At 56.6% G+C, this 20548-nt stretch carries 14 protein-coding genes; 4 read left to right on the forward strand and 10 right to left on the reverse strand.

The annotated features are described in order from the left end of the window. Together FYJ52_RS03670 and FYJ52_RS03675 are read left to right on the forward strand one after the other, a co-directional pair. Nucleotides 1-738 carry an ABC transporter ATP-binding protein gene (locus FYJ52_RS03670; protein WP_154575911.1) on the forward strand — a complete coding sequence of 246 codons (738 nt, stop codon included), beginning with the start codon at nucleotides 1-3 and terminating at the stop codon, nucleotides 736-738. Further along, nucleotides 735-1970, forward strand: coding sequence for an ABC transporter permease (locus FYJ52_RS03675; protein WP_154575912.1), 1236 nt, complete (start codon nucleotides 735-737; stop codon nucleotides 1968-1970). Before FYJ52_RS03670 ends, FYJ52_RS03675 begins: the two co-directional genes overlap by 4 nt. Before the next feature lie 77 nt (nucleotides 1971-2047). Here FYJ52_RS03675 and FYJ52_RS03680 read toward each other — a convergent pair whose 3' ends face one another. Next, the gene (locus FYJ52_RS03680; protein ID WP_154575913.1) at nucleotides 2048-4444 is read right to left on the reverse strand and encodes a hypothetical protein; all 2397 of its coding nucleotides are present in this window, start codon (nucleotides 4442-4444) and stop codon (nucleotides 2048-2050) included. A 422-nt stretch (nucleotides 4445-4866) separates the two neighbouring features. Between FYJ52_RS03680 and FYJ52_RS03685 the strand changes: the two genes are divergently transcribed. Next, nucleotides 4867-5655, forward strand: coding sequence for a tRNA1(Val) (adenine(37)-N6)-methyltransferase (locus FYJ52_RS03685; protein WP_154575914.1), 789 nt, complete (start codon nucleotides 4867-4869; stop codon nucleotides 5653-5655). Here the strand turns inward: FYJ52_RS03685 and FYJ52_RS10290 are convergent. Beyond that, a complete protein-coding gene (locus FYJ52_RS10290; RefSeq protein WP_154575915.1) occupies nucleotides 5652-7730 on the reverse strand; it encodes a helicase-related protein in 2079 nt (692 codons plus the stop codon). The two genes, FYJ52_RS03685 and FYJ52_RS10290, sit on opposite strands and share 4 nt — an antisense overlap. Before the next feature lie 82 nt (nucleotides 7731-7812). After that, the gene (locus FYJ52_RS03695) at nucleotides 7813-9237 is read right to left on the reverse strand and encodes a radical SAM protein (RefSeq protein ID WP_154575916.1); all 1425 of its coding nucleotides are present in this window, start codon (nucleotides 9235-9237) and stop codon (nucleotides 7813-7815) included. Nucleotides 9238-9662: 425 nt separating this feature from the next. Here FYJ52_RS03695 and FYJ52_RS03700 point away from each other — a divergent pair, with 425 nt between their 5' ends. Further along, entirely contained in the window at nucleotides 9663-9935 is a 273-nt protein-coding gene (locus tag FYJ52_RS03700) for a barstar family protein (protein WP_154575917.1), read from the forward strand. 150 nt (nucleotides 9936-10085) lie between these two features. Here the strand turns inward: FYJ52_RS03700 and htpG are convergent, their stop codons facing one another. The 7 genes from htpG to fdrA form a co-directional block, all read right to left on the reverse strand. Continuing rightward, complete coding sequence (htpG, locus tag FYJ52_RS03705; RefSeq protein ID WP_154575918.1) at nucleotides 10086-12035, reverse strand: molecular chaperone HtpG; 1950 nt, start codon at nucleotides 12033-12035, stop codon at nucleotides 10086-10088. A gap of 225 nt (nucleotides 12036-12260) precedes the next feature. Next, on the reverse strand, nucleotides 12261-13259 hold the full coding sequence (locus FYJ52_RS03710; RefSeq protein WP_235901521.1) for a FadR/GntR family transcriptional regulator: 999 nt from the start codon (nucleotides 13257-13259) through the stop codon (nucleotides 12261-12263). A gap of 80 nt (nucleotides 13260-13339) precedes the next feature. Next, nucleotides 13340-14590, reverse strand: a complete 1251-nt coding sequence (locus FYJ52_RS03715) for a M20 family metallo-hydrolase (protein WP_154575919.1) — start codon at nucleotides 14588-14590, stop codon at nucleotides 13340-13342. A gap of 3 nt (nucleotides 14591-14593) precedes the next feature. Beyond that, complete coding sequence (locus FYJ52_RS03720; RefSeq protein ID WP_154575920.1) at nucleotides 14594-14833, reverse strand: hypothetical protein; 240 nt, start codon at nucleotides 14831-14833, stop codon at nucleotides 14594-14596. Between the two features lie 12 nt (nucleotides 14834-14845). After that, the gene (locus FYJ52_RS03725; protein ID WP_154575921.1) at nucleotides 14846-16456 is read right to left on the reverse strand and encodes an L-lactate permease; all 1611 of its coding nucleotides are present in this window, start codon (nucleotides 16454-16456) and stop codon (nucleotides 14846-14848) included. A gap of 64 nt (nucleotides 16457-16520) precedes the next feature. After that, complete coding sequence (arcC, locus tag FYJ52_RS03730; RefSeq protein WP_154575922.1) at nucleotides 16521-17459, reverse strand: carbamate kinase; 939 nt, start codon at nucleotides 17457-17459, stop codon at nucleotides 16521-16523. A 70-nt stretch (nucleotides 17460-17529) separates the two neighbouring features. Further along, the gene (gene fdrA, locus FYJ52_RS03735; RefSeq protein WP_154575923.1) at nucleotides 17530-20544 is read right to left on the reverse strand and encodes a bifunctional FdrA/YlbE family protein; all 3015 of its coding nucleotides are present in this window, start codon (nucleotides 20542-20544) and stop codon (nucleotides 17530-17532) included. Nucleotides 20545-20548: the final 4 nt, after the last annotated feature.

Genomic DNA, 20548 nt, shown 5'->3' on the forward strand with positions numbered 1-20548 from the left:
ATGGCACTCATCCATTTGGAACACATCACCAAGCGCTATTTCATCGGCACGGCCAACGAGCTGACTGTCCTCGACGACTTGAACCTGTCCATTGACGACGGCGAATTCGCCGCCATCGTCGGGCCCTCGGGTTCGGGCAAATCGACGCTGATGAACATCATCGGCGTGCTGGACCGGCCCACCGAGGGGCAATACGTCCTCGACGGTCTGCCCATCGACCAAGTGCCGGACCAGCGCCTGTCGATGATCCGCAACCAGAAAATCGGCTTTGTCTTCCAGTCCTTCAACCTAATCCCTCGGACCTCCGCACTGTCCAACGTCGAGCTGCCGATGCTCTACGCCCGGGTCAGCCAGAAAGCGCGGCAAAGCCGCGCCTACGCCTTGCTTCAAACTGTCAAAATGGGCGCCTGGGCCTCCCACATGCCCAACGAGCTCTCCGGCGGGCAGTGCCAGCGGGTCGCCATCGCCCGGGCCATGGCCAACGATCCGCCGATCATCCTCGCTGACGAACCCACCGGCGCCCTGGACTCCCACACCGGGCGGATGGTCATGGACATCTTCCACCACCTCCACGAAAACCAGCACAAAACCATCGTGCTCATCACCCACAACGACGAGCTGGCTGAGGAGGCCGAGCGCATCATCACCATCGAGGACGGCCGGATCACCGGGGAGCGCGCCGGAAAGGCCGCGCGCAGAATCCCCGACGCGGCAAAAGTGATGGAGGCGGCGCGATGAATTTACGAGAAAACATCCGCCTCGCCATCACCAGCCTGAAGAGCAACAAAATGCGCGCCCTGCTGACGATGCTCGGCATCATCATCGGCATCGGCTCGGTCATCGCCATTTCCTCCATCGGCTCGGCCGTGAGCCGCTCTGTCAGCGACGCCCTCAGCGCAATGGCGTCGAAAAGCGTCGACGTCTACGTCACGCCGCGGAGCAGCGACAACGGCACCATCGACACCAAGGATATGATCAGTCAGGAGATGATCGACGCCTTCCAGCATCACTTCTCCGGGAAGATCGACGACGTGGCTTATTCCACCTCGACCGGCCTGTCGGGCACCGTCGACGACCTCAAACAGACCAAGGTCTCGCTGACCGGCGCCAACGGCGGCTACCTCAGCTACCTGCAGCTGCGCCTCGTCTCAGGCCACCGCTTTACCGAAACGGAATCCCGCGGGTCGCGCCCTCTGGCTGTCATTTCAAAGGAGCTGGCTCTGAAGGTCTTCGGCCATCAGGACCCCGTCGGCCAAATCATGACGGTGCGCACCGACAATGGCAGCGTCCGCTGCACCGTCGTCGGCGTGTACAAAACCGGCAGCAAGGATATCGTGTCCGCGATGAACGGGGTCTCCGACGAGACAGTCTACCTCTCGGCGGCCGCTGCCAACGCGCTGATGCGCGCGGACGACGGCAACTCGGAAATCATCGTCACCCTCAGCCAGGATGCCAACACCGAGTCCCTGAGCCGCCAAATCAAAACCTGGTTTAACCGGCATTATTACGCGAACAACCCCGACGCAAAAATCACAACGATGAACATTGAAAAGCAAGCCAATGAAGTCAATAATCAGATGGCGAAGCTCTCGCTGGGCATCGCGCTGATCGCCGGCATCTCCCTGCTCGTCGGCGGCATCGGCGTCATGAACATCATGCTCGTCTCCGTCACCGAACGCACCCGGGAAATCGGTATCCGCAAAGCCCTGGGCGCCAGCAACCGGGACATCCGTTTCCAGTTTTTCGTCGAATCCGTCATCATCTGTCTGATCGGCGGGCTGCTCGGGATCGGCGTCGGCGCTGCCATTGGCGCGGTCGGCGGCCATTTCGTCCATATAGCCGTTTATCCGACGCCATCGTCCATTTGCGTGGCTGTCCTCTTCTCGATGGCCATCGGGCTGTTTTTCGGGGCCTACCCGGCCAACAAAGCCGCCAAGCTCAACCCCATCGACGCCCTGCGCTACGAATAATCATTCGGGCAGAAAAAAAGCACTGATCTGATTTTCAGACCAGTGCTTATTTTTTGCTTGGTGCTTATGGATACAGTTTAGCGGTTCCGGCGGAACAAGCCGCGTTTGCGTTTCTTGTCGGCGTGGCTGTCATCGTCATCGCTAAAGGGATCCGGATCCCCTTCGTCGAAGAGATCGTCGAAATCGTCGTGATAAGGCTTCGGGCTGCCGTCGTCGCCTGCGTCGAGCTTTTCTTCGATTTCAGACGGTTTGACGATTTGGGTGACATCGTCGCCTTCTTCGATGGTGGTTTCATCCTCGAAGAGATCGTCGCTGCCGTCGTCAGCCGGCGGATTGTCAAAGAGCGACGGGACTTTATCGTCCTTTTCTGCCATTTCAAAGAAATCGTTGATCGCGCCGGTGTCGAGCACCTGGGTGTCGCCGAGTTTGGCGATATCTTTGTCGATTTCGGCATTCTTCGCCGCGATTCGCGCCTTTTCTTCCTTTTCGTCTGCCGTCAGTTCCGGTTTTTCTTCCGGTTCTGCTTCAGGCTGCGTTTCCGGGGCGGCTTCTGCCGGCGCTGCTTCAGCGGGTTCTTCTTCAAAACTGGCATCTTCGACCGCTTTGTCTTCTTCCTCGAACCAATCGTCCGACGACTGGCCGGCAAAGAGGCTGTCGAAATCTTCGAGCTGCGCTTCCGCAGAGGCGGGTTCAACCGGCGCTTCGGCTTCCGGCGCTTCGCTTTCAAAGAGGTCCTCGTCGAGATCGTCTTCCTCAAACAAATCGTCGGCGGCGTCAGCTGCTGGCGCTTCCGGCGTTTCGTCGTGGGTCATTTCGCTCCAGCCCTTGGAGTTTTCGAAAATATCGCCCTGATCGTCGTCGTCCAAATTCGTCACGTCGTCGAAAATGCTGTCTTGGCTTTCAGCCTGTTCGGGTTGTGCCGCCCCTTCGGTCTGATCGTAGGTTTCGACTTCTTCGAACAGACCGCCTTCGTCGTCGTTGATCGGCTCTTCAACTTCAAAGAGGTCGGCTTCGTCAGTTTCTGCCGCCGTTTCCCGGCCGACCTGTTCGAAGAACTGGGCTTCATCTTCGGTCAGGGTGCCGATGTCGATGCTTTCAGTCGCGGCTTCTTCTTGAACCGGCTGCACGTCGTCGATATTTTCTGCTTCCGGCGCTTCGGGCGCGGCGCCCGCGTTGCGCAGCACGTCGAGCACGTCGTGTTCTTCTTCAGCCTGGCGGCTGCCGACCGGCTTGGCCTTGGCTTCCGCGTTGCGGGCCGCTTCGGCCGCCTGCGCTTCGCGAGCTGCGGCCTGCTGCATGAGCTCGGCTCTCGCCTGGCGCCGCTTCTTCATTTCTTCCGCGGTATTTGGCGAAACCCACGGAATGTCTTCGCTCAATTCGACGTCTTCCTTCGGCTTCGTGCGGTACGCTTCGTGGCTGACCACAAAACTTTCGGCGTCTTCGTCTGCTTCGTCTTCGTCGACCGGTTCTTCGGATTCGAACAGGGCGTCGTTTTCAGCTTCTTCCGCTTCGAAGAGATCGTCTGCGTCCCCTTCGTCCCAGATCGACGCCGCTTGCGGCTGGCTGTCTTCTGTATTATCGTCGTCCATCGCAAAGAATGCCTTGACGTCGTCGTCTGCCGGAGTTGTATCGATTTCGTTTTCTGTCAGGGTCGTTTCGGTTTCCGGCTGCATGGCAATGCCGGCATCCGTGGTGGAATCCGATGCCGGTTCGGCCTGCGCCGCTTCAATCTGGTTCTGGTAATCGGCCAGCTGCTGTTTGGCGCCGTCGGCCGCTCTCAGGGCGTCGTCACGTTCGGCGCTGATATCCGCCATTTTGGCGTCGCGTTCGACGAGGGCCTGTCTGAGCTGGGCAAGCTCGTCGTCGTAGTCCGCAGCGTGCTGGCGAGCGGCTTCGATCTGGCTGCGCAGCGCTTCTTTTTCGGTTTTCTGGGTTTCAACCTGCGCTGCAATTTCCGCTTTTTCGCGCTGGGCGTCGGCGATAAGATCGTCCTTTTGGGCGAGCTGCGCCTTGAAATCTTCGATGTCGGCTGCGGCCTGCGCCTGCTGATCCTTCAGAGCTGCTTCCGCGTCGGCCTGTTTGCGCTTCGTGTCGGCGACTTGAGCGTCAGCTTCAGCGCGGACCTTGGCTTCAAAGGACTGTTTTTCGTCTGCCAATGCCTGGCGTTCCGCCTGGATCTTCGCTGCGACCGCTTCGTCGATCAGCTGACCGACAGATTTTTGACTGTTGGCAACGGCATTGTCAAAGGCCGCATCAATGGCAGTCCGCTTTTCCGCCATCGTGCGCGTGTGCGCAAAGGGCATGTGCGCCGCCTTGAGATCGGGGTCGCCGGCCGGCTGAACCGCGCCTTCCGGTTCTGGGCTGGCTGGCGGGGCCATTTCGCCGCTTTTCTGCTTGGCGAACATCGTCTTGAGGTTCTCGGCTTTTTCTACGATTTTCGACATTTCATTGTCGCGATTATTTTGATCATCCATGGTTCCACCCACTTTCTTTTCCGGTTATTTCATGACAGAAAACGATAAATAGCTTATAAACCGTGCTATTTGCATTATATCAGAAAGCGCTTATTTTAAAAAGGAAAATGGCGAAAAAAGTTGCATTCTCGGCCTTTTAATGTGATAACATGATAAAAAATGCCGGAATTTCACTTTGCTGTGGAAAAGTCTGTTTACGGCTGCGCCTTTTTGTGGATAAACTTGTCGGTTGTCCCCAGCGGGCCGGAATCTTATCCACAAGCTGTCGAAAGATTGTCAACAACTTGCCGCCGTTTTTTTGGTGATACACAGCCAATCCCCAGATTTATCCACCGAATTGTGGACAAGTTCCGAATATCCGCCAACATTCCGCAACAGGTTATCAACAGGTTAAACATTTGCAAATACACAAGGAGAATCCTATGACCACAGATTTTGCCGCCCCATTTCAAAGGCCGGGCGAGCGTCTCGAAGACCTCGGCCTGGACGGCCTTTACATCCTTCAGGACCCGGACGCTTTCCGATTCAATATCGATTCGGTGCTGCTCGCCTGGTACGCCGCGCCGGCTGTGCACCGCAAAACCCGCACCCTCGACATCGGCACCGGCACCGGCGTGCTGCCCCTTTTGCTCTACGGCCGCACCCACACCCGCTCGATCGACGCCATCGAAATTCAGGCGGCCATGGCCGACATGGCGTCGCGCTCCGTCGCGATGAATCACCTCGAGGACGTGATCCGCATCCAGGAGGGGGACATCCGGGAAGAACCGGGCCGTGCCCTTGACCGTGGGGCCTACGACGTGATCGTCACCAACCCGCCCTACATGCCCAAAGGCCAAGGCGAGGTGAATCCCGAGCCCGCGCTGGCCCTCGCCCGCCACGAAATCGCCTGCACCCTGGACGATGTGGCCGCGGCGGCGCAGGCCCTGCTCAAAGACCGGGGCAAGCTCTTCATGGTGCACCGGGCCGAGCGTGTGGTCGATCTCTGCGCGGTGCTTCGGGCGCACCAGCTCGAGGTCAAGCGCATCCGCGCGGTCCAGCCTTTTCCGGATAAACCGGCCAACCAGATCCTGCTGCAGGCGGCGAAGCGCGGCAAAGCCGGCACCATCGTCGAGCCGCCCCTGTCGATCTATCAGGCTCCCGGCGTCTATTCTGACGAAATTAACGCGATTTACGGCACTGACGGCCCAAAGCCCAAGGCCTTCGCTTAATGGGCCAAATGGGCCTTTCCGGCGCGATAACAGGCTTCACAGACCGTGTAGGGGTCATTCCACGGCAGCTTCTCGCCGCAGACGCGGCACCGGCGGTACACCCGCTTGGCTTTTTTAAGCCGGCGGATGATCGCGTCGGCCACTTCAGCCTTGCAGCCCAAGATGTCGCGCTTTTCCTCGTCGGCGTAGGTTTCGTTTTCCCCGAGGCTGCGCTGGAGGTAATACATCAAATCGAGAGTCCGGTACTTTTTCTCGAGGCGGTCGAGGCCGTCGCCGGGCTGATAGGCGACGCGCTCAAATCCGTCTAAAATCGGGCACCCTTTGTCGAAATTTTTCATCGCGCGGCGCCACAGCGCCCACATGCCCAGGTCGTTTTCGTCGAAGGGAATGGTCACGGCGCGCAGCATGTCGGTCTTCGTGAGCTCGCAGTTCACCTCGAGCCACACACACAGGTGAAAGGCCCGGGTCATGTCGGTCTTGAGGTAGAGCCCGTCGTCCGGCAGGCCCTGCCAATCCTGAATCGTCTGGGAGAGCCGGCTGTCCATGTTTACGAGAAACCGCGGCATCGATACCCGGGCTTTCTGAAGGGGCTCGACCTCAGCGTCAAGGCCCTCCGCGATCAGGCCGCGGTTATAGCTTGAGGTCACCCAGCCTTTTTCAGCGAAGCCCCGGCGCCCGGCGCGTCCGGCGATCTGCTTGATTTCCGCCGGCGCCAGATCCCGGTGGCGCATGCCGTCGAATTTGTCGGTCTCGAGAAAAACAATGCGCTGAATGGGCAGATTCATGCCCATGCCGATGGCGTCGGTGGCGACGACGACGTCGGTCTCGCCCGAAAGGAATTTCATCGTCTCGGCCCGGCGCGCGTCGTAAGGGAGGGCGCCGTAAATCACTGAAACCCGCCGCCCGGCATCCTCTAGAATCGAGGCAGCCTGCAGCACCGATTTTCTCGAAAAGACCACCAAGGCGTCTCCGGCACGCACGTCCCGCGGGAAGACGAAGCCGCCCCCTTCCATTTCAAGGGGCGTCGCCCGGTGATGGGTCACCACTTCCCAGGTATCGCCGCATTCCGCGATGAGTGCGGTGACCAGCTGCTCGGCTTCCGGCGCCATGCAGACGTGGACGGTCTTCGCCGCGATTCCGAGAATGGCCTGCGTCCAGGCCCAGCCCCGGTCCCGATCGGCGATCATCTGGCACTCGTCGATGACGGCGACGTCGTAAAGCCGCTCTTCGGACATCATCTCGATGGTCGAGGCCATGTGCATGGCCCCTGGGATCAGCCGTTCTTCTTCTCCAGTGACCATACTGCAGGGGACGCCGTCGCGGTTCATGCGCTCGGCCTCCTCCATGGCGAGCAGGCGCAGGGGCGCGAGATAGACCCCGGTTTCGGCCCGTTCGCAGTCGGTGATGGCCTCGTGGGTCTTGCCGGAATTAGTCGGCCCGACGTGAAGCACGAAGTGCCGGTCGACGCTGCGCGCCACCGGAAAGAGCTCGGCGATATGTTCGGGGATCTGCTCCTTGATCAGCTCCCGCTCCCGGGAACGGTTTTTAATGAAGGGGTAATGGCCGTTGTGCTCGAGCAGATCGATGGTTGCGCTCAGCTGAATCTGCGAGGCCGCGAGGCGCTCGCCCCGTTCGAGGGTTTTGTGCAACCGCTTCTCGACGTGCTCGGGAATATTGACCCAATGCCCCCGCGGGGAGACGTATCGGGTCAGCCCGTCGAGCTCCGGATTGGCCTCGGCGAAGCGGCGGCGCAGCTTCTTCATCGGCAGGGTGTTGTGCTTAAAATGAAAATAATCGTAAGGCGCTTTTCCGCTTTCGACCCAGGCGCGCAGATCAAATTCGATCTGCGGCGTGATTTCCTGATCGCGGTGGCGCTTTCTCGTGTAGAGCCGCTGGCTCACAAGCTTCTTCTCAAACACGTCCGCGACGATTTTGGCCGCCTCTTCGTCCGTCGGCCAGACTGCGCCCGCCATCAGCTGCTGCCGCCTTAAATTCTCTTCTGATTTTGCAAATTTCTTCCGTTGTGCTTTGCGCTGATCTGATCGGCTGCGGCGCTTTTTCCTGCGGTTTTGCACAGTGGACCTCCTTTTTTAAAATTGTGCTTGTAAGCAAAAAAGCCGCACTGCCAAAACAGTGCGGCTTTTGATTTCGCTTAAATTATGCCGTTTCCTGGTCTTCTGCCAATTCTTTCTGGCGTTTTTCAGAAGCCTTCTGCAGACGATCGCGTTTGGCGATGTAGCGGGCTTCTTCCGGGCTGCCGTCCCACATGTCGTGAGCGACAGGGGCCCAATTCTTTGCGTAGTCTTTAGTCTTGGCGACGAGATCGTCAACCGGTTCCGGACATTCCAAGTCAGTGGAGTGTGCGCCGGTCTTCTTGACCATTTCCGGCAGAATTTCCGGATTTTCCAGCATCGGGCACGGTCTGAGCATGTTGTCGTTAAACGGCTGACCGTCGTGATAAGCCATGAACAACGGTGAGCGCAGCGCATCCAGCAATGATTTTTCGCGGATGTTGGAGTCCGAATAGTGGACGAAGACGCACGGGTCGATGTCGCCGTTAGCGTTGATGTGCAGGTAGCGGCGGCCGCCGGCAATACATCCGCCGACGTATTCGGCGTCGTTCTGGAAGTCCATCGCGAACAGGGCCTTGCGGTTTCTGTAGTCGCGGATTCTTCTATGCATTTCCACACGCTGTTCCGGTGTGACCATCAGTTCCGGTACGGCGTTGACGCCGGTCGGCATGAAGTGGAAATACCATACGAAAAGGGCGCCGAGATCGATCATCTGATCGTAATACGCTTCAGAGGTGATGGATTCGAAGTTCTGTCTCGTGTAGCAGCAGGAGAAGCCGAAAGGCAGGTTGCGTTCCTTCAAAAGCTTGGTTGCGGCGATAACTCTGTCGTAAACGCCGTTCCCGCGGCGGGCGTCTGTCGCTTCTTCAAACCCTTCGAGGGAAATCGCCGGGATAAAGTTGCCGACGCGTTTGATTTCGTCTGCGAAAGCTGCGTCGAGCAGGGTGCCGTTGGTGAAGGACAGGAACATGCAGTCGTTGTGTTTTTCGCAAAGTTTGATCAAGTCATCCTTGCGAACCAGCGGTTCGCCGCCGGTGTAGATGTACATGTAAACGCCGATTTCCTTCCCCTGTCTGATGATATCGTCGATTTCGTCGAAAGACAGGTTCAGCTTGTTGCCGTATTCAGCCGCCCAGCAGCCGGTACAGTGCAGGTTGCAGGCTGAAGTCGGGTCGAGCAGAATGGCCCACGGCGCGTTGCAGCCGTATTTGTTGCGGACCTGTTCCTGTTTGTCCCAACCGACGAGGTTGGCGTTCATGAAGAAGTTGACGAAAGCTTTCTTCAAAACGTTCGGGTCCATGTGAACGACTCTCTGAACAACCGGGTGATACGGGTGGTTTTCGTCGTTGATGGCTGCGCGGATCGCATTTCTCTGACCGACGAATTCACCGTGTGCAAATTTATCGACCCAATTCATAACACGGGGCAGGTTCTTTTCCGGGTTTTTCGTCAACCAGCCCACAACACGTTCGATACCGAATTTTTCAAGATTGTATTTAAATGATGCCATTTGTTTACTCACTTCTTTCAAATATTATAGATTCTAAAATAAGTCCATACGATTGATCCGATATTGATCCTTGATCCATCCCTGCGTTTCCGACGCGAACCTCCTTTCTCTCTGACTTGGGAGATCAATGTTACTTCTATATTAAATGTAGATGATTTTCTAATTCATATTTTCACAACTTGATGTAGTTGCTAGACCTGAGATGAAATCCCTTATCTTGTGGAATTAGGTTAGAAAACTTCAGTCTCAAAGTCATTTTCACATTCTATCACGAAGATTGGCCCTTTTCAAGGTCAATTTGTAAATAATACTGTTATTTTCAATCGAATTATAGGTTATATCGTTTGAAAACGGTCATATCTTGACTTTTACCTGTAATTTTTTTATAATGAAACCACACAAATCAACAAACAGGAGGTGTCGTCATGCGCGAGATTAATATTGAAGGTCGAAAGATGATTACGAAGGAACGCGCCCAGCTTCACATTCAACACAGAATGGACTGGCCTGACACGTACGGGAAAAACTTGGACGCGCTGTGGGATGGACTCATCGGTATTCGCAAAACCACCGCCATCCATTTCTTCGATCCCGATGTGCTTGCCGACAACCTGGGCCAGTACGGTGAAGCCATCGTCAAAACCTTCGAGGATGCCGCGAAAGCCAACTCGAAAATTGTGCTCGACATGGACGCGTAAGCGCTGTTTTCCGCGCGGCGTTCAATCTGGACCTCATAACTCTATATTAAATATAAAAAAGGGATTCGTGTCAAGCGAATCCCCCTTTTTTTGCTTAATTTTCGTCAAATTATTTTATCTAAATTTCAATACCGTCCTGGGACAGCCGCATTATTTCATCAAGCGGCAGACGCGGTTGGAAAAATCGACCGGATCGTCAATGGGCATGCCTTCAATGAGCATGGCCTGATCGTAAAGCAGCTCCGCGTAATCCTTGAGAGTTGCCTTGTCATCGGCTTCATAAACCCGGCGCATCGCGGCAAATACCGGGTGATCCCCGTTGATTTCCAGCACCTTTTTCGCCTTCATGTCGTCAGTTGGCGTCTGACCGACCGCCTTGGACTGTTCCGCCAGGACTTTTTCCATTTCGATGGAGATGCCTTCGCCTGCTGAGAAGCAGACCGGGTGGCTCTTCAGGCGGGTGGACAGCTTGACATCGGCCACTTTTCCGTCCAGGGCGTCCTTGATGCTGTTGAGCAGCCCTTCAGAAGCCTTGCTCTGTTTTTCGCGGATCGCCTTTTCTTCGTCGGACAATTCGATGCCGAGGTCGTCTTCCGCTGTGGATTTAAAGGGTTTGTCGTTGTACGCATTCAGCACCTTCAGCGCGAATTCGTCGACTTCTTCGGTGCAGAACAAAACTTCGTAGCCTTTGTCCATGAGCATTTCGTTCTGCGGCATCTTTTTGATCTTGTCGATGGAATCCCCTGTCGCGTAATAGATGTATTTCTGGTCTTCCTTCATGCGGTCGACGTATTCCTGGAAGGTGACCGGTTTTTCTTCGGTGGAGCTGTAGAACATGACCAGATCCTTCAGCTTGTCTTTGTTAGCGCCGAAATTGTCGTAAATGCCGAATTTCAGGCGCAGGCCAAAGTTGTTGAAGAATTTTTCGTAGCCTTCGCGGTCTTTGGCCATCATGTCCTTGAGTTCAGAGATAATTTTCTTTTCGAGGCGGCTGGCAATGGCCTTCAGCTGACGGTCCTGCTGGAGCATTTCCCGGGAAATATTCAGCGAAATGTCCTGAGAATCCACGAGGCCGCGCACAAAACCGAAATAATCCGGCAGCAGATCTTCGCATTTGTCCATGATCAAAACGCCGGAAGAGTACAGCTGCAGGCCGCGCTTGTAATCCTTGGAGTAGAAATTGTAAGGCACCCGCGACGGGATGAACAGCAGCGCATTGTAGGAGAGCAGCCCTTCGACATTGGTCGAAATGATTTTCTGCGGGTCTTCCCAATCCACGAACTTGTCTTTGTAGAAGGCGTTGTATTCTTCGGTGGTCACGTCGGATTTGCTGCGCTTCCAAATCGGCACCATCGAGTTGATGGTTTCATCTTCGTGGACGGTTTTGAATTCCGGCTTCTTGCCGTCTTCGTCAGCTTCAGCCGCTTCTTTTTCTTCCTTAGACAGCGGTTCCTGCTTGGTGACGTTCATGATGATCGGGTAGCGGATGTAATCCGAATATTTCTTGATCAGATCGCGGAGTTTCCATTCCTTCAGGTAATCGCTGTATTGGTCGTCGTCGGTATCGTCGCGCAGATACAAGGTGATCGTCGTCCCGACGTCGTCCCGTTCCGCCGGTTCGATGGTGTAGCCGTCGGCGCCTTCTGATTCCCAGACGTAGGCTTGATCGCTGCCTTCAGCCTTAGAGACGACGCGGATCTTCTTCGCGACCATGAACGCCGAGTAAAAGCCAACCCCAAACTGCCCGATGATGTCGAGGGCGTCTGTGCCGTCTTCTTTTGCGTTTTCAGTTTTAAAGTCGAAACTGCCGGACTGGGCAATGATCCCCAGGTTATTTTCCATTTCGGAGTCGGTCATACCGATCCCGCAGTCCGTGATCGTCAGTGTGCGGGCGTCTTCGTCGCGGTCGACGCGAATCGGATAATCGCTTCGGGAAAGTCCGGTCTGTCCTTCCTGACTGGCCTTGAAATAACGCTTGTCAATGGCGTCACTGGCGTTGGAAATCAGCTCTCTTAAAAAGATTTCCTTATTCGTGTAAATCGAGTTGACCATCAGGTCCAACAGCCGTTTGGATTCAGCTTTAAATTCTTTTTTTGCCAATTCTAACCCCTCACTTTCTGAAAAATGGTTGTGTGTGGTTTGTATTTCAAAATTATTAGCAATCTTCTTGATTGAGTGCTAAATGTATTCTAAAATACTTTTCCACAAATTGCAACGCTTTTTCAAAAATTTTCATATCTTTATTAATGATTTAAGCTTTATAACCATAAAAAAAGACCGAAGAGAGCGAAAGCTCTCTCCGGCGGGAAAAATTGCGTGTTGATCTTACTGGTAATTGTAGCGCACGAGGGAATTTTTGAGATGACGGTACATCGCTTTGCCTGCTTCGTCGGGATCCTTGGACATGATCGCGCCAAAAATCTCCTTGTGTTCGTTGTAAATTGACGTCATCTGCTCGTCTGTGACCATTCCCGTCTGGCTCACCCGCTTGAGCAGGTTGCGGATCGTCTCGATCATCGAGAAAATCACTGCGTTGCCCGAACACGCCGCGACGCTCGTGTGGAAGGCCACGTCGGCCTCGAGGAAACGCTTGTGGTCACCCGCATCGTAGGCGTTGAAGATCTCGTAGGAGTGCGCGTAAAGCTTCGAGAGCGCCTCCTCGTCGTGGGACATCGCGGCCAGACGCGCAGCCCCCACTTCGATGAGGTTGCGCACCTGAAGAATGTCCTCCACCTGGGGCCGGCTCAAAAACAGCGACCAGCTCAAAGGCACTGTGAAGAAATTTGACTCCTTCTGTGAGATAAACGTCCCCTGGCCCGGGCGGATATCGATCATCCCGAGAACGCTCAAAACTTTCAGGGCCTCGCGCACGGCCGAACGGCCGACGCCCATCTTCCGGGCGAGCTCCCGGTCCGATTCGATGCGGCTGCCCTTCTTGAGTCTTCCGGAAATGATGTCGTCGGCAAAATACACGGTCAGCCGGTTGACCAGCTCCGTAATGTCGCCGGCGCCGCTTTCAGCCCCCACCTGCTTTTCCGGCGCAGACGCGATCATGTGTTCGACCTGCTCGCTGAACTGTCCCGGATCGATGGTAAAGACCATCGGGTCGAGATTAAGCTGCCTACTGACTTTCGAAATCACTTCGTTAATTCGCTTACCGCCCTTGCGCTCCATATTAGAGTAAGTCGCAATGCTCATCGTCGGCTCCCCGGACGGTCCGGACAGAAACTGCTCCAGGAATTGCTGCTGTGTCATGCGCAGCGCGCGTCTAAGCAGTCTCAGATTTTTCGACTTCGCGTCTGGGTTCATATCCGATATGACCAAATTGTGCTCCTCCTCTATCTATCTCTGCGGATGAAAAATAATATGATTATTTTAACACAATCCGCCGGATTTTTGGCGGATTATTCGTCTAAAAGCTTGGAAATTAATGTCGTCATCAGTGCCGAAGCCTTGGCGAAATCGCTGTAGCGGCTGAATTCGACCGGGCAGTGGCTGCGGCCGTCTTTACTCGGCACGAAGAGCATGACCGTCGGCAAAACCTGGCCGATTTCCAGGGAATCGTGGCCAGCGCCGCTGGGCAGGCGTTTGTAAGAATAGCCCCGGGCTTTGCAGTCGTCTTCGAGAACGTTCAGCATGTCTTCGTCGAGGGCCACCGGTTCGATGACCAGCTTCGTGTCCATGTCGTAGGTCGCGCCGATGGCCTTGGTTTCGCGGTCGAGGGCCGCACGGATCCGGCGGGTAATGTCGTTGATGTTGTCGTTGTTCATCGAGCGGATATCGACGGAGAATTCGCAGCTTTCCGGCACGATGTTCATGCCGCAGGGTTCGACGTGGACGACGCCGCAGGTCGCGACGGTGCCGTCGGCCTTTTCGCGGGCCCAATCGGGGATCTTGGAAATGACTTTCGAAGCCGCTTCCACGGCGTCAATGCGCATGTCCATTGGCGTGGTGCCGGCGTGGTCGGCGCGGCCGTGAACGGTGATGACGTAGCGCTGGATGCCGACGATCCCGGTGACCAGACCGATTTCGATGTTCTCAGCGTCGAGAACCGGCCCCTGCTCGATGTGGGCTTCGATCATGTGACCGATGCTGCCTTCCGGCCAAGCCGCCGCACCGATTTTTTCAGGGTCGAGGCCGTAACCGCGCATCGCTTCGGCAATGGAGATGCCTTCCGCATCCTTGAAGTTGTCGCAATAGGCCGGGTTGCGGTGGCCGAGCATGGCGCCGGAGCCGAAATAGCCCGTGCCGAAGCGCATGCCTTCTTCGTCACAGAAGCCCGCGACGACGTAGTCGTGTTTGAAGGTTTTGCCGCTTTCCTTGAGCAGGCGCGCGACTTCAATCGAGGTGATGACACCGCCGATGCCGTCGTAATCGCCACCGTTGACCACCGAATCGTAGTGGGAGCCGCTCATCACACACGGAAGCGATGCATCCGAGCCGGCCAGACGCCCGAAGACATTGCCCGCGGCGTCTTCCCAGACTTCAAGTCCTGCGTCTTCCATGACGCCTTTCAAATAATTGACGGCGTCTCTGGCTTCCTTCGTGAAAGGCAGACGGGTGCAGCCGCTGCCCGGCGTCGCCGTAAAGGTTTTGAGGGTTTCAAGATTTTCCGCAATGCGGCCCGTGGATTTTTCGATTTGATTGTTTTCCATGATTTACTCCTTATTGTTTTTGGAATGGGAATTGGATCCAGCGGATTGCTTGTCGGCAATCGGCTTAATGACAAACGTTCTGAACGGCACCGCGCACAATGCGACGACCACCGCCGCGACGCCGACGTCGAGGAGCGGCTTTGCGCCCGACGCCAAACCGGCGCGGATGAGACAGGCGCCGATGACGATGACGATAAAGGCCAGGGTCAGATGCCCGGCCTGGGTTTTAAAAAATGATTGCATAACGACCTCTTTCTAAATGAGCACGACAATAAGAGAGATGACGCCGACGACCACCGCCGCCGTTATGGCGACCCCCATCACCTTCTTGAGGACTTCCCCTTCTTTGCCGAGGATGCCCGCTGTCGTCGTCCCGAGGATGATTTTCGACGGGCTGATCGCCGCGCCGATGGATGCGCCGGCGGTCTGCGCCGCGAGGACAATGGCCGGGCTGACGTGGAGCAGCTTGGCCGAGGCCATTTGGAAATTGCCGAACAGAATATTCGAGCTCATGTTCGAAGCCGTCATAAACGTGCCGAGGAGCCCAACGAAGGGCGCCAATGCCACGTACGCTTTGCCAAGCACGCCGGAGATCCCTTCCGCGAGGACGATTGTCTGGCCCGTACCGCCCATGATTTTCGACATGATGACCAGTCCGACCACCGCAATGCCCGAGGGCATCGTCATCGCGATACTCCCCGAGAAGACCCGGCCGGTGCCGCCGGATTTGATCCAGCCCCTGCGCTTATAATACACCAGGCCGACCACCGCCGACAGGAACAGGAAAAAGCTCGCGTGGGACAGCGGTGCAAAGGCCGAATAAGACGGCACCGCCGCCGTGGTGTAGCCGTAGCCGGTGACTTCCTTCGGGAAGGACAGCCCGATCGTGAAGGCTGAAGCAGCCTTGTGAATCGGCGGCACCAGCAGCACGATCAGCGTCACGGCCGAAAGAAACACGTAGGGAATAAAGGCGTGCACCAATGTCATCCCTTCCGGCAGGGCCGCGTTTTCGGTTTTCGCGGCCTTCCGATTCATAATCGGCGAGTCGTCAATGCGCCACGGTTCCCGGTAATCCTTCATCCGGCCGAGCAGGAAAATGACCACCAGCGCGATAAGTGACGGGAAGAAACAGCACAGCGTCGTGTTCACCTGAGACAGGAGAAATTCGCCGCCGCCCTGAATCGTCGAGAGAATCATCACAGCCTTGAAGCCCTTGCGCACCGCTTTGCCCTTGCCGTAAAACCAGCAGATGATAAATCCGGTTGCGATATCCCAGAGCCAGAGGAAGAGCGACGCCCAGGAAGCCGCCTTCCAGTACATCGCGGAACCGACGGTCAGCCCGCCGAAATTGGCCAGCGCGTCCCAGGCCGCCGCCAATGTCCCGAAGGTGTTGCCCCAGGCCTGGCAGATCAGCGGCATGATGACCGCCCAAACCGGGCCGACGCCGATGCCGATGAGCAGCGGCGCGCCGACCGCCACCGGCACGCCAAAACCAGTGATCCCCTGAAGGAAGCTTTCGAAGACCCAGCCCATCGCTAAAATCTGAAGCAGTTCGTTGGGTAAAAGCCGCTGCATCCCGTCGCGGATCACGCCGTAGGCGCCGGCCTCATCGCCGACGTGGTAGAGCAGAATGGCGGCCCAGATGATCAGCAGAATGATCACTGCGTCCCACACGCCCTTGGCCATCTCCGAGGCCACCAGACTGATATTCGCCCGATAAAAGACGAACCCGGTGATGACCGTGATCACCACGCCCACCGCCGAGGCCTCTGCGGCGCCCCAATGGCATTTGACCATCAGGAAAATCAGCACGACGATTGGCAGAAAGGCCATCGCCCACGTCAGAAAATTCACTGGAATATGCATGCTCGCTCCTTTACGCTTCCTATTATACTATATTGTCACTTTTGTGTCTTAAAGTTTTATCCATTTAATTGGATGTGTCGGTGATGACCGTGCCGGTCTTGCCGGCCAGGCCGTCTTCTGCCTTGTCGAGAAGGGTAATTAAAGATTTGCGCCCCGGACCGCTTTCGGCGAAGCGCACCGCCGCTTCAACCTTCGGCAGCATGGAACCGGGGGCAAATTCCCCGGCCGCCATATATTTTTTCGCTTCATCGGTGCTCAGGGTGCTGAGCCATTTTTGGTCTGGCTTGCCAAAATGCACGGCCACTTTTTCAACCGCTGTGAGAATGACGAGTTCGTCGGCGTCGAGTTTTTCAGCCAGCAATGCGCTGACGCCGTCCTTGTCGATCACGGCGTTGACGCCTTCGAGCCGTCCGTCTTTGCAGATCACCGGGATGCCGCCACCGCCGCAGGTGATGACGATGTGCCCGGCCGAAAGCAGGGTCTTGATCGTCAAAAGCTCGCGAATGCGTTTGGGCTTCGGCGAGGCGACCACCTCGCGCCAGCCGCGCCCGGCGTCTTCAATCACGTCGATGCCCTGAGCGGCTTTCGCCTTGGCTTGTTCTTCGCCCATGAATTTGCCAATGGGCTTGGAGGGATGATCAAAGGCGGGATCCTTCGGATCGACTTCCACCTGGGATAAAATCGTCGAGACTTTTTTATCCATCCCTCTGCGCGCCAATTCGTCCTTGATCGCGTTCTGCAGATCGATGCCGATGTAGCCTTGACTCATAGCCACGCTGTAGGGCAGCGGGATCGGACCGTCCCCTTTGGCCGCCGCGGCGTCCATCGCGTCCTGAATCATGCCCACCTGCGGGCCGTTGCCGTGGGTGATGACGAGGGCATATCCGTCTGCCGCGAGATCGACAATGACGCGGGCGGTCCCTGCCACGGCCGCCTTTTGCTCGGCAACATTATTGCCAAGCGCGTTGCCGCCGAGGGCGATGACGACTGTTCGTTGTTCCATTTCCTCTCTCCTTCGATACCGTTTTGTAAATGCCAAAATATTAAAGGGGGCGGCTCACGCCGCCGCACCTTTAGTCTTCATATCCTAATTTCTTTGCGTACGCTAAAATTGCTTTTTTAAAGCATTCAATCGGCGGATGGACCGTACCGGCGCCGATCTGGCCGTAACCCGGAATCTTGTGGGCAATCCCGGTGTTAATCACCGGTGTGATGTCCTTTTCGACGACGAGTCTGGCGTCGAGGCCGAGGCAGGTGCCCTTGAAGTTCCAAGTCGGAATGATGTAGTTCGGGTTGTGTGCGATGGTGATTTCGGTCATGGTGTTGCTCGTGCGCAGGGCGTCTTCGTAACCGCCTGCACCGACAAACCGCGTCACCGCCGGCGCGGCAATCATCGCCATTCCGCCGACGCCGACGGTTTCAGTAATGGCCGAGTCGCCGATATCCGGGCAGGCGTCTTCGCCGTCGTAGCCGGTGAAGTACAGCCCCTGCGGCGTGTTGACCGGTCCGGTGAACCAGGTATCGCCCATGCCGGCGATGCGGATGCCGAAGTCCACACCGTTGCGGCACATCGCGGTGACAACCGTACCTTCAGTGACCTTGCGGGCGCCATCCATGATGGCCTTGCCTGTCGCCATCATGATGTTCAGGAAGAACTGATCGGTATCCGCGAGGAATTGGATCACGTCGATTTTATCCTGTTCGTCCATGTCGAGGGCGGTAATTGCCGGCGCCACTTCCTTGAGGAAGACCAGAGACGCTGCAATGTTGCGCTGATGGAATTCGTCGCCCATGGCGATGGCTTTGGCGATCATCGGATTCACAGCCAGGCCGTTTTCCTTCGTCTTCAATGCCCGGCTCAAAGTCGGCCCGAGGACGTCGCGCATCCAGCGCAGACGGTCGACGACTTCTTGCGAGTAGGCGCCGAAGCGCAGGACTTTGCCGATGCCTTCGTTCATCGTGCAGTACGCGCGGTTGCCGTCGGTTTCATTTTCGACGACCCACACCGGCATGTGCGCCGTGGTGATCCCGCCCATGGGGCCGACCGCGTTAACGTGATGGCACGGGATAAAGCGGATTTCGCCGGATTCGAGGAGACGCTTGGCGTCTTCTTCGTTATCGGCCCATTCTTCGAAAAGTACACCCCCGATGCAGGAGCCCTGCACGGTCGGCGGCATTTTATCGTAAGTGATAGGCGGTCCAGCGTGGAGGATCGTCTTGTGATCGGTGTTCAGTTCCGGAATGACCGACATCGCCGGTACATTGTCTTTCAACACCGGCTGCGCGGCGACGACTTTCGCGATGACTTTCTGATTCATGTCGTCGACGGTTTCTCCGCCTTCAGTATAGCTTCTCAGGAAGTTGAGCACGGAGATCATTTCCAAATCGCCGCCGGCCGGCGGGGCCCAGTCGAATTGAACGGTTTCGCATCCGAAATCCGCGCAGACATCCGCAAAGCTCTTCAGACCGATATTGATGACCTTCGGCTTGCTCTTGAGCATGGCGACCAATTTGTCAGACGGGGTGCCCGGTTTGACGTCCGACTGGCGTCTCGGGACGGTCGGTTTTTCAGGTTCGTCAAAGTCGAGGCCGATGGCGTGGATGGCCGCCTGGCAGGCCAGCTTGTTGGTTTCACAGACGACGACGCCAGCGTCTTTGAGTTTCTTGACCGTTTCGTCGTAATCCTGGAAATCCCGGCGGGTGCCGCATACGGTCGAGACAAACACGATCTTGCGCCCTTCCGCTTCGGCCTTAGCCTGTAAGTTTTTAATCGTCGGAATCAATGCGCCGGCCATGTCGGCGTGGGAGCCGTAGCCCAGCATGACGTCAAACAAAATGACACCGGTGGCCGGATCGTCAAGGGCTTCTTCCATGCATTCGATACGCTTGGCTGGATCGATCATCGGGTGCGGGTGGCCCTGGGTGTAGACGTCGTCGCCGAGGTCAACCACCACGTGGCCGTCGTGCTGGAGCATAAAGCCTTCTGCCTTTTCCGGCGGAATCTTCAAGTCTAATGCGTCTTTAATGAGCATGGCCGCTTCGTTGGCCAGGGTGCCGCCGGAATAATACGCCTTGATCGCCTTGTGATCCGCTGCGTCAAATACATCGCCGACTGCGATTGGCACTTGGCCGTCCGCAACCCTTTCCCCGCGCACGAGAGCGACCGCCAGACGCGCCGCTTCGTCCAAGGTGTAGCAGTGGTAGAAGTTATCTTCGTTTTCTTCAGGCTTTTCGCCGAGGAATAAGGTGATCACCGGCTTTTTGCAGACGCTCAGACGGTTTTCGATCTTGTCGCGGACCGCTTTTGCCGGCGGTTTGGAGAGCACGATCATAACTTTGACCGCGTCGTCCTGTTCCATCGCGTCGATCATGTCCATGACGGTGATCCCGCCAACGGCTTCGGATAAATCGCGCCCGCCGGTGCCGATGGCGTTGGTGACCCCTTCGCCGAGACGGTCGATGATGCAGGTCAGTTCCTGAATCCCGGTGCCCGACGCGCCGATGATCCCGATGGAACCCTTGCCGACGCTGTTGGTGAAGGCGATGGGCACGCCGTCGATGATGCCGGTACCGCAGTCCGGCCCCATGACACACAGGCCTTTTTCGTGAGCTTTTTGTTTGAGCGCCGTTTCCTGTTCGATGGTAACGTTGTCTGAGAACATGAAGACGTTGAGCCCTTCATCCAGTGCGCGGTCCCCTTCGAGGGCGGCGTAAGCGCCTGGGATCGAGATCACCGCGAGGTTCGCGTCCGGCAATTCGCTCATAGCGCCTTCCCAGGATTTTACACTCTGGTCTTCGGCTTTGGCGCTGTCCGTCGACTGATCTTCAAAGAAAGCTTCGGCCATGGTTTTCATCTGGTCCAGCAGGCCGTCGTCTTCGATATCCGCGACGATGACCATGTCGTTGGCCGTCGCGTCGTCGAGTTCAGCGGTCTGAAGGCCGGCCCGGGCAAAGATATCTTTGTTGGCCGGTGTGGCCATCATGACCTGAACCTTTTTGACGCCGTCCAATTTCGACAATTCGTTGGTCAAGAGCATTAACATCACGGAATCATGATAGCTGCCCTTTTCCACAAGTGTTTTTAACATTGAT

Source organism: Pseudoramibacter porci, from assembly GCF_009696145.1.
GTDB classification, from domain to species: domain Bacteria; phylum Bacillota; class Clostridia; order Eubacteriales; family Eubacteriaceae; genus Pseudoramibacter; species Pseudoramibacter porci.